Raw genomic sequence first — 9,747 nt, 5'->3', positions numbered from 1 at the left:
GTGCGGCGCGACCCGGCACACATGCTCGTTGTCAAAGCCCATTTCGGTCAGGCGAAAGCCCAGATGTCCTCGGCCTGGAAGCCGACCTGGTAGCCGGCGGTCTTCAGCTTGACCACGACCTGGCCGATCTCGGCCGCCGGCAGCGCGCCGACTTCGATCTTGATCATGCCGGGGCGGTAGCGCTTGAGGTCGAGTTGGTCGAACACAATCCAGTCCGCGCCCTCGCAGTCGACGAGGAAGGCATCGATATGGGTGATGTCGTTGCGGTCGAGCAGCGTCTGCAGCGTCTCCGAGGCCACCTCGATGTCCTTCAGATAGGGCGCGAACTTGTTGAAGTTGGAGTCCTCCTCGCCCCAGGCGTTCTTGCCCGACATCAGATTGGTGTCGGTGACGGAGGAACAGCCGATAAACTCGATCGGCAGCGTGCCGGCCTCGAGTGCCGCGGCGTCAAACGTATGAACTGTGATCGAGCCCTTGGTCCGGGTCACAGCTACCGGCTCGATGATGAAGCGCTCCGTATCGGGATAGTTGGCGCGCAGCCGTTTCTGATTGTAGGGAACCGGCTCGACCAGAACGGCACGCGCCCGCGCAATGCGGTGCAGCCACGGCGTGACATCGTCGAACAGGGCGCCATCGCAGGCGCCGACATTGACCATCTGGAACGGCCTGCCACCGAAGCGCGCCCTCAGCGCCGCCTTGGCGAGGAATTTCGTGCCGCGCAGCGCCGGCCCGCGATCGAGCAGCCCGGCGGGCAGGCCGAACGACAGCGCAAGGCGCGCCAGGCTGGAAATGGAACTCATAGCGTGTCTCCGGGCTTGTCTCCGGCAATGACGTGCGCCGCGACATGGCGCTGACCGGCCGCAGCCCACAGCGCCATCAGCGGGCCGGCAAGCAGCAGGAATGGCGCCAGGAGATTGGGGAAATAGATGCGCGTGTCGTGGATCGGGAACACCGTGAACTTCGCCAGCACGCCGAGCACCAGAGCCGCAAGCAGGATGCCGGCGCGGCGGTCGAGCCGGAAGCCGGCGCGGCCAAGCGCAAACCAGCCGGCCAGTGCCAGTACCGAGACGCCAACCCAGCTGTTCATGGTGACGGCGCGCAGCAGCGAGACGGCAAACGCCCTGAGGTAGGCCGCGAGCGAGAAAGGCGGCTCGAAGCCGTCCATATTGTAATGCTGCTCGATGGTGGAGAACCACAGATGCGGCCACCAGCCTGGGTGCTGGGCCCAGTGCGAGATGGCGAAATAGGCAATGAACGAGGCGGCAAAGCCCGCCAGCGCGCCCCATGCCTTCTGCCGGTACGCGATGAGCAGCATGGCGAAGATGGCCAGGAAGACGATGTTGTCCGGCCGCGCCATGAAGGCGAGGAACAGCAGGATCGCGGTCGCCGCCTCGCGTCTGCGCACATAGGCGAACAGGCCGCCGAGGAACAGCGCCGCGCAAAGGAGGTCTGGCGTCGAGGCGCGCGCCGCATCGCCGAAATCGGCCATGATCAGCCCCGCACCGACTATCGGAGCCAGAGCCAGCGCGCCTTCCGAACGCAGCCAGATGAGCGTAATGACGCCGAACAGCAGCACCGAGACCACCGACACCAGCCGCATCGCCTCGACCGGCGACACGACATGGCTGAGGCCGGACAGGATCTCGGCATAGAGGAACTTGATCCGGTACATGCCGAGCAGCGAATGGAAGTCTGCGGCATTCTCCGCCATGTGGCTGCGGAAGCCGCCGCCATCGTCAGTCAGCGTCTTGTAGTCGGCGGCCGAGACGCCCGCCTTGACCGTGCTGTAGGCATAGTCGTGCAGGGCCTGCGGATCGGGATAGGTGCCTTCCTCGGCGACCGCCAGATAGGGCAGCATATCCCAATTGGCGTCGGGCATGATCCAGGCCGTCGCCGCCGTCAGCAGGATATAGAGCGCCAAGGCAATCGCGCCAATCGGTGCGGCGAACCGCGCATAGGTCCCCTCACCCCACGCCAGGCCGGCGCCGGTCAGTCGGTCGAGCGGATTGGTCGGGACAGTCGGCGGCCTGGTCAGCATCGTCCCGCTCAGCGAAGGCTTTTGACGAAATCCTTCACGATCGCCACGATGCCGCGCGACAGCAGGCTGTCGAAGGCATCGACGAAGCGGTCGACATGCTCGCGCTGGCAGATCAGCGGCGGCTCGAGCCGGATGACGTTGCGGTTGTATTCGGTGAAGGCGACGAGGACGTCATAGTCGCGCAGCAGCAGCGCGCCGACGAAGCCGGACAGCGAGCCCTTCAGCTTGTCGTCGAGCACGCTGACCACCGGCCGCAGCACCATAGGCAGGGTCTGCGAGAAATCGTGGAACTCGAGCCCGATCATGAAACCCTTGCCGCGCACGACCTTGATGATCTTCGGATATTTTTCCTTGAGCGCCTGCAAGCGCTGCAGAAGGTAATCGCCGGTCGCGGCCGCATTGTCGATCAGGCCTTCTTCGTAGAGCACGTTCAGCCCCTCGATCGCGGTGACGCAGGCCTCGCCCATGCCGCCGAACGTGGCCATGGCATGGATCATCGCCGTCTTCGGCGTGCCATAGGCCTTCATGTAGACATCGCGCCTGGCGATCATGGCGCCGACCGCCGCCTTGCCGGCGCCCAGCGATTTCGCCAGCGCCGTCACGTCCGGCACGACACCGTAATGCTCGAAGGCGTAGAAGCGGCCGGAACGGCCATAGCCACACTGCACCTCGTCGGCGACCCACAGCACGCCATGCCGGTCGCACAAGGCGCGCAGCTTCTGCCAGTATTCGGCGGGCGCCTGGATGATGCCGCCGCCGCCCTGGATGGTTTCGAGCACGATGACGCTGATCTCGGGATCGGTCCTGAACAGGCGCTCCACCGCATCGATGTCGGCGAAGGGCACCCGCACGACATTGTCCGCCACCTTGAAGTCAGCGCGGTAGAGTTGGCCGTCGGTGATCGCCAGCACGCCCTTGGTCTTGCCATGAAAGGAATTCTCGGCATAGACGACCTTCGGCCGCTTCGGGCCGGCGGCGCGCTCGGCAAGCTTAACCGCAGCTTCCATGGCTTCCGAGCCGGACGAGCCGAGGAAAACCATGTCGAGGTCGCCGGGCGAGCACTTGGCGATGTTGTGCGCAAGGGCCGCGGCATATTGCGACATGAAGGCGATGGCGATTTCCTGCCGCTTTTCCTCCTGAAATGTCTTCCGCGCCTCCAGGATGCGCGGGTGGTTGTGGCCGAAGGCCAGCGAACCGAAGCCGCCGAAGAAATCGAGTATCTTGCGGCCGTTCTGGTCGATGTAGAACATGCCCTCGGCGCGCTCGATCTTCACCTTGTGGAAGCCGAGCAGCTTCATGAAATGCAACTGGCCCGGATTGAGATGCGCCTTGAACAGGTCGGTGATGCGGGCGACATCCATCGCCTTGGCCTGCTCGACGCTGATCAGGTCGGGCTTGGCGATGGTGGCGGGCGACAGCGCCGGCGCATCGACAAGCGTGCGCGCGCCCGTTTGTTCCGGCTTGGCCATGACGGTCATCTCGAGAATCTCCTATTGGCCTTGGTCGCCTTACTCGGCGGGCACATGTTCGGTGGCGACGGCATGGCCGTCCTTCTTGGCGCGGTACTCGCTGTAGGCGGCGATCAGCATGTCCTCGTCGCGATATTGCGGCACCCAGCCGAGCTGGCGCTCGGCCTTGGACACGTCGAGAACGCACTCTTCGTCGGCGATCAGATATTGCTCGGGGTCCATGATCGGCATGTTCATGAGGTCGAGCAGGTCGAGCGTGCGCTTGACCGCCCAGCCCGGTGTCGGGATCAGGATCGATTTCGAGCCGGCATGCCGGATCAGGTCGCCAAGCAGCTTCTTCACCGGCGGCGGGTTGAGGGAGCCGAGATTATAGGCCTCGTTCGGCACGCCGGCCTTCCAGGCGGCGCGGGCAGCTTCCGCGCAGTCGAAAACAGAGATGAACTGGTAGGGATTCTTGCCCGAGCCGATCATCGGCACGGGAAGATTCCAGTCGATCAGCTTGAACAGTTTTTCCAGGATGCCGAGGCGGCCGGGGCCGATGATCAGGCGCGGCCTGAACAACGAGATCGACATGCCGCGCTTGCGCCAATCGGCAGCCAGCTCCTCGGTCTTCAGCTTCGACAGGCCGTACTCGCCGAGCGGCGCGACCGGGTGTTCCTCGGTCATGGGCAGTGTCACCGTATGGCCGTAGATCATGTCGGTCGTGTAGTGGACGAGCTTCGAGGCGCCGGCCTTGTCCATCACCTTGATGATGTGCTCGGTGCCGTGGAAGTTCACCGGGAAGAAGAAGTCGTGCCGCTTGGCGCGCACCTGTATCGGCGACAGCATCTTCGCCGACAGGTTGTAGACCATGTCGTCCGCCCGGACACCGACGCATGACACCGAAGCCGGTTCCGTCACGTCGCACTTGATGTAGCGGACGGACCGGTAGTGCGGCAGGTCACTCTTGACGATGTCGGCGACAACGACCTCTTCGCCATCGGCCGCGAGCTTCGGGGCAAGGTGGCGACCGACGAAACCGTCGCCTCCGAAAATGACATGTCTCATCGAACGATCTCGCTTGTGCCGATCTTGTCTTGGGTGATGGATGCGGTCTGGTCCTCATCTCCGCGTCCGCTCTGCGCTATCAGCACCGTGCCGACGCAGATGCAGGCGATGCCGGCAACGCGCCAGCCGTTGAGGTCCTCGCGGAAAACGAAGTAGGCAAACACTGCCACCGCGACATAGGCGAGGCTGAGAAACGGATAGGCGAAGCTGAGCTCGACCTTCGACAGCACGTAGAGATGCGAGGCCATCGAGATGACGAAGGTGCAGAGCCCCAGGAACACCCAGGGACTGAAGACGATCTGCAGCAGCTTCAGCAGCGGATTGGTGCCCTCGAACGAAATCGGCCCGAGCGACATCATGCCTTGCTTCAGCATCAGCTGCGCCGCGGCATTGGTCATGACCGTAAAAAGGATGAAGACGATGTATTTCATGTTGCCACCTGCCCCGCAGCGGTCCTACTACAAACCTGCAAACATTTCGTGAAATCACGTGCTGCTTTAAGTAAATCCCGGCACAATGTTTTATTTGCCAAGATTTATTCGAATTCTACCTATTCCGCCGCCTCTGCCATCCCTCGCCGTTCATCCAGTTTCTTCGCTGTGCGCGCCCAGAAGTCGGACATGAAGGCGGGGTCGCGCAACGCCTCCAGCCGCCGCCAGTCCGGGAAGGATGCCGCGAAGGTCTCGGCGCCCATGCGCGCGTCCTTGTAGGGGTTGACCGCGCCGCCCGCCTCGACCGTGATGCGGTCGAGTTCGGAAAGCAGCTCGAGCGTCCTCTCGCCCCGGTTGGGGAAGTCGAGCGTCAGCGTGTAACCAGGCCTCGGAAAAGACAGCAGCGCCGGCGAGCGGACCTTGCCGAAGCGCTTCAGCACGGTGAGGAAGGACCCCTGCCCAGCGCGCCGTGCCGCCTCCAGCAGCGCCGGCACGGCAAGCCGCGCGGCCTCCTCCGGCACCACGCACTGGTGCTGGAAGAGGCCTTTCGGCCCGTAGAGCCGGTTCCAGTCGCCAACACCGTCAAGCGGAAAGAAGAAGCCCTGGTAGCCAACCTGACGCGGCGCCGGCGATCGCCCTTTCTTCCACCGGTAAGCGGCGTTGAAGGCGGTGAGGAACGGCCGGTTGAGCACATTGAAAGGCGGCTGCAGCGGCACCGAAAGGCGGGCGTTTGCGCGGGACGCTGTGTGCGAGCCATGCTCGGCATGGTTGCCGGCGAACAGCAGGCCGCGCCCGCGGCCGTGACCGCCGGCGAGCTGGTCAATCCAGGCGACGGCATATTCATTGGCCTGGTCGGCCGCCTCGGCAAGCTCGAAGAATTGGCCGAGATCGCCAAATGGTGTCACCGTCTCGACGACGTCGAGCGAAGGCACCCGCATCAGCCGGATCGAGGCCGACAGGATCAGCCCGGTCAGCCCCATGCCGCCAATGGTTGCCCGGAACAGTCTAGCATTGTCCGTGTCGGAGCAGCGGCAGGTATTGCCGTCCGAGCGCAGCAGTGTCAGCGACTCGACATGGCAGCCGAACGTGCCGCGCCGATGATGGTTCTTGCCGTGGATGTCGTTGGCGATCGCCCCGCCAAGCGTCACGAATTGCGTGCCGGGAACCACCGCCGGGAAGAAGCCGTAGGGAGCGGCATGGGAGATGATATCGCGCAAGAGCACGCCGGCATCCGCTTCCAACACACCCGTCCCGGCATTGAAGGCGCGGACGCGGTTGAGCGGCCGCATGTCGACCACCGAGCCGGCCTGATTCTGGCATGTGTCGCCATAGGAACGGCCATTGCCATAACCAAGCAGCGAACCCGGCTTGGCAGCGCCGCTCTTCAGCAGCGCGACGGCATGGTCGGCCGGGATGGCATGGCGTGCCGGAGGCGTCGCCAGCCCAAAACTGCCGAAACGTTCGCCGCCCCTGATCAACCGCCCCAGGCTCCAGCCACCAGAAGGGCGGCGCCGATGGCGACAACGATCTGGCTGCGCCAGTCGCGGATGATGAAGACGACAGGATCGTCGTGCATCTCGTCGCGGCGGGCGAGGATCCAGACGCGCATCGTGAGGTAGAGCACGATCGGCGCCAGCGGCCACATCACCCATGGATGCGAATAGAGCTCGCGCACCGCGACGCTGTCCATGTAGAGCGCGAGCACCAGGGCCGAGGAGAAGGCGGAGGCCATGCCGGCCTGGGCCACGATCTCCTGGTCTTCGGTGCGGTAGCCGCGGCCGGCGATGCGCTCGCCGGCAGGAATGGCAGTGGTGCGCAATTCGACGAAGCGCTTCACCAGCGCCAGCGACAGGAAGAAGAAGATCGAGAAGGCGAGCAGCCAGAAGGAGACGTCGACGCCCGTCGCCGCGGCACCTGCCAGCACCCGGATCGTATAGAGCCCGGCCAGCGTCAGCACATCGACCAGGAGCATGCGCTTGAACGACAGCGAATAGGCTGTGGTGACAACCATGTAGCCGCCCAGCACGCCGAGGAATTCGATCGGCAGCAAAAGCCCGGCGGCGATGCCGACGGCGATCAGCGCCATCATCGCGCCGAAGCCGAAGGGGATAGTGAGCGCGCCGGTGGCGAAGGGGCGATAGCGCTTGGTCGGGTGTTTGCGGTCGAGCGCGAGGTCGAAGAAGTCGTTGAGGATGTAGATGGCGGAAGCCACGGCGCTGAAGGAGATGAACGCCAGCACGCATTCCCAGATCATGTCGATGTTGAAGTACTCGTGCGACAGCACCATCGGCACCGCGATCAGCGCATTCTTCAGCCATTGATGCACGCGCAGCATCTTGACGAATGTCTTCAATGTCGGCTTCGGCACCGCAACCGTTTCGGCGCCATGCCCGGCCTGCCAGCGCGCGGCATGGCGGTCGGGCGCCACCACGATCGCGCTGCGCGCTGCGTCGAAAACCTGGAGATCGTGCCGGCTGTTGCCCGCATAGTCGAAGCCGCCGTCGCCATAGGCGGCGACCAGCGAGTCGCGTTTCCTGCCTGAGGTCATGTTGTGCGGACCATCGGTCGCCAGCACGCGGTCGAAAATGCCCAGATGCGAGGCGATCGCCTCGGCGAACTTGCGCGGCGTGCCGGTCGCCAGCACGATCTCGCGACCTTCCCGATGCTCGGTGCGGAGCCGATCGAGCAGCGCCTCGCGGTAAGGCAGCGAAGCCGGATCGATATCGATGCGGGCAGCGATCTCCTGCTTGAGTCTGGCCGGCCCGCCGGCCAGCCAGAACGGCACCAGGAAGACATAGAGCGGATTCTTCTTGAGAAGGATGAACAAGCCTTCCCAAAGGAGGTCGGTCGCAATCAGCGTGCCGTCGAGATCGACCGCAAGCGGAATTGCGTTCCTGTCCGACCGCGCGTCCATGATTCCCTGCCCTGCCTGATTCCTTCGCGCCCTGTTCGGCGGCTTCGGGTCGGATATAGCGGGAGATGACGCAGCGAACGTTAAAACGTCAGGTTGCGGCCAGGCTGTGCGGTGGTATTTCCCCGGTCAGTGTTAAACAACCGCTACCGGAAACAATAAAAGGCCGGGCAGTTTGCCCGGCCTTCGCGAGAGATGCTGCCCGGTTTTACTTGATGCGGGCGACGCCACCCGAAATCTCGACCGTTTCCGAGCCGGTCAGGGCTTCGAGGTCACCATTCGGCAAGGTGACGAAACAGCCATTCGGGCAGAATTCCACGGTTTCGCCGGCGGCCAGCGCCAGCTCCGTCTTGCCGCCGCCCTCGGTCACGATCAGCGTCCGGGTCTCGGCGTCCTTGTTGACCGCGCTGGCGGCGAAAGCCGACCCGCCCACGGCTAGAAAAGCGATGGCGGCGACGACAGACTTCCACATTTGCAATACCGGTGTTTCCACACCGCCTTCTTGTTGCATTTGCAAGGCATTCTCGCCCTTTGCATGCGAGCTTATATGAGATCGAAGCTGAACCGCAACTGAATGCCGCATTCATGCCGCAATTGGCTTTTGCCGGACACAGGCACGATTCCGTGGTGTGCCGCCTCAGTCCGGATCAGGTTTGCTGCCCTTGCGCCTGGACTTTGCCAGGCGCGCCTTTTCAACCGCGGCTTCGGCTTCCGCTTGCTCCTTCTCGGCGAAGTCGGCCTCCATCTTGTCGTCGTCGATCGGCCACGCCTCGGGCTTTGTCGTCTCAACCACGGCGCGTGGCGTCGAGGGTATCTCGATATGCTCGCTGTTGAACTCATCGAAGATGGCAAAGCGGATGTCGTTCTGCACGATGTTGCCGTTCAGGATGTCGGCGAGGAACACGCGGATCTCGAATTCGAGCGCGGCGGCGCCGAAATTGGCGAACAGTACGAACGGCTCGGGGTTCTTCAGCACCAGCGGATGGCTGCGCGCGATTTCGAGCAAAAGCGCATGCACCCGCTTGACGTCGCTGCCATAGGCGACGCCGACCTTGATGTCGACGCGGCCGAGCTTGTTGCGGTGCGTCCAGTTGCCGACCGCATTGTTGATCAGGGTCGAGTTGGGCAGGATCACCGACTGCCGCTGGAAGGTCTCGATCTCGGTGGCGCGCACGCTGATCTTCTTGACCGTTCCGGTGGTGTCGCCGGCGACGATCCAGTCGCCGACCTTGAACGGACGCTCGGCAAGCAGGATCAGGCCGGAGACGAAGTTCGACACCACATTTTGCAGGCCGAAGCCGATACCGAGCGACAGGGCGCCGGCAACGAGCGCCAGGTTTGACAGGTCGATGCCGGCCGCCGAGACGCCGACGAGGCCGGCAATGGCGACGCCGGCATAGCCGACCGCCAGCCGGATCGAGTTGCGCACGCCGGCGTCGACCCTGCCGCGCGCCATCACCGAGCCGTCGAGCCAGCCCTGGAACCAGCGCGTCAGGAAATAGCCGATGACGAAGACCACGATGCCGCTGAGGATGCCGGTGAACGAGATCGTCACCGAGCCGATGGTGACGCCCGTCGCCAGTTTGTATGCCCACGCTTGGATGTCGCCGGGCTGGAAACCCCACATCAGGAGGATCAGCGGCAGGAACACCAGCACGATCATCAGGTTGATGGCGATGCTGACGACCAGGCCGAGCTGGTCGAGCGCGGTTTCATCATAGCTTGAATTGGCGGTCAGCCAGCGCCCAGCCGACGTGTCGGCGAAGCCGCCCTCTTCGCCGATCGCCCGTGCCGACAGGAAGCCGATATAGGCGGTGACAAGGACGGTGCCGGTGACCACCACCTGCAGCG

General features: G+C 63.9%; 9 protein-coding genes. All 9 read right to left on the bottom strand.

Annotated features, from left to right (window positions below; all coding sequences use genetic code 11):
* Positions 1–47: 47 nt before the first annotated feature.
* Complete coding sequence (locus tag EOA33_RS13710; protein WP_126054081.1) at positions 48–800, bottom strand: FkbM family methyltransferase; 753 nt, start codon at positions 798–800, stop codon at positions 48–50.
* On the bottom strand, positions 797–2,038 hold the full coding sequence (locus EOA33_RS13705; RefSeq protein ID WP_126054080.1) for a hypothetical protein: 1,242 nt from the start codon (positions 2,036–2,038) through the stop codon (positions 797–799). The genes EOA33_RS13710 and EOA33_RS13705 overlap by 4 nt, the downstream gene beginning before the upstream one ends.
* Before the next feature lie 8 nt (positions 2,039–2,046).
* Positions 2,047–3,507, bottom strand: coding sequence for an aspartate aminotransferase family protein (locus tag EOA33_RS13700; protein ID WP_189347724.1), 1,461 nt, complete (start codon positions 3,505–3,507; stop codon positions 2,047–2,049).
* Positions 3,508–3,546: 39 nt separating this feature from the next.
* Entirely contained in the window at positions 3,547–4,554 is a 1,008-nt protein-coding gene (locus EOA33_RS13695) for an NAD(P)-dependent oxidoreductase (protein WP_126054078.1), read from the bottom strand.
* A complete protein-coding gene (locus tag EOA33_RS13690) occupies positions 4,551–4,985 on the bottom strand; it encodes an EamA family transporter (RefSeq protein ID WP_126054077.1) in 435 nt (144 codons plus the stop codon). Before EOA33_RS13690 ends, EOA33_RS13695 begins: the two co-directional genes overlap by 4 nt.
* Positions 4,986–5,104: 119 nt before the next feature.
* Positions 5,105–6,463: an FAD-binding oxidoreductase gene (locus EOA33_RS13685; RefSeq protein ID WP_245455448.1), complete on the bottom strand. Its 1,359-nt coding sequence runs from the start codon at positions 6,461–6,463 to the stop codon at positions 5,105–5,107.
* Positions 6,460–7,899, bottom strand: a complete 1,440-nt coding sequence (locus EOA33_RS13680; protein WP_127405848.1) for a UbiA family prenyltransferase — start codon at positions 7,897–7,899, stop codon at positions 6,460–6,462. Before EOA33_RS13680 ends, EOA33_RS13685 begins: the two co-directional genes overlap by 4 nt.
* A 205-nt stretch (positions 7,900–8,104) precedes the next feature.
* Positions 8,105–8,368 (bottom strand): hypothetical protein, encoded by a 264-nt coding sequence (locus tag EOA33_RS13675; protein WP_006335571.1) that lies wholly within the window; start codon positions 8,366–8,368, stop codon positions 8,105–8,107.
* A gap of 165 nt (positions 8,369–8,533) precedes the next feature.
* On the bottom strand, positions 8,534–9,747 hold a 1,214-nt coding region (locus EOA33_RS13670), incomplete at its 5' end, for a mechanosensitive ion channel domain-containing protein (protein ID WP_145989134.1).

The organism is Mesorhizobium sp. M4A.F.Ca.ET.050.02.1.1 (genome assembly GCF_003997725.1).
Taxonomy (GTDB): Bacteria; Pseudomonadota; Alphaproteobacteria; order Rhizobiales; family Rhizobiaceae; genus Mesorhizobium.
This window is presented reverse-complemented; position numbering and strand designations above follow the sequence as displayed.

Bases quoted from the DNA above. Each gene is read 5' to 3' on its own strand.
- EOA33_RS13710 (WP_126054081.1), bottom strand. From the start codon at position 800: ATGAGTTCCATTTCCAGCCTGGCGCGCCTTGCGCTGTCGTTCGGCCTG.
- EOA33_RS13705 (WP_126054080.1), bottom strand. From the start codon at position 2,038: ATGCTGACCAGGCCGCCGACTGTCCCGACCAATCCGCTCGACCGACTG.
- EOA33_RS13700 (WP_189347724.1), bottom strand. From the start codon at position 3,507: ATGGCCAAGCCGGAACAAACGGGCGCGCGCACGCTTGTCGATGCGCCG.
- EOA33_RS13695 (WP_126054078.1), bottom strand. From the start codon at position 4,554: ATGAGACATGTCATTTTCGGAGGCGACGGTTTCGTCGGTCGCCACCTT.
- EOA33_RS13690 (WP_126054077.1), bottom strand. From the start codon at position 4,985: ATGAAATACATCGTCTTCATCCTTTTTACGGTCATGACCAATGCCGCG.
- EOA33_RS13680 (WP_127405848.1), bottom strand. From the start codon at position 7,899: ATGGACGCGCGGTCGGACAGGAACGCAATTCCGCTTGCGGTCGATCTC.
- EOA33_RS13675 (WP_006335571.1), bottom strand. From the start codon at position 8,368: ATGTGGAAGTCTGTCGTCGCCGCCATCGCTTTTCTAGCCGTGGGCGGG.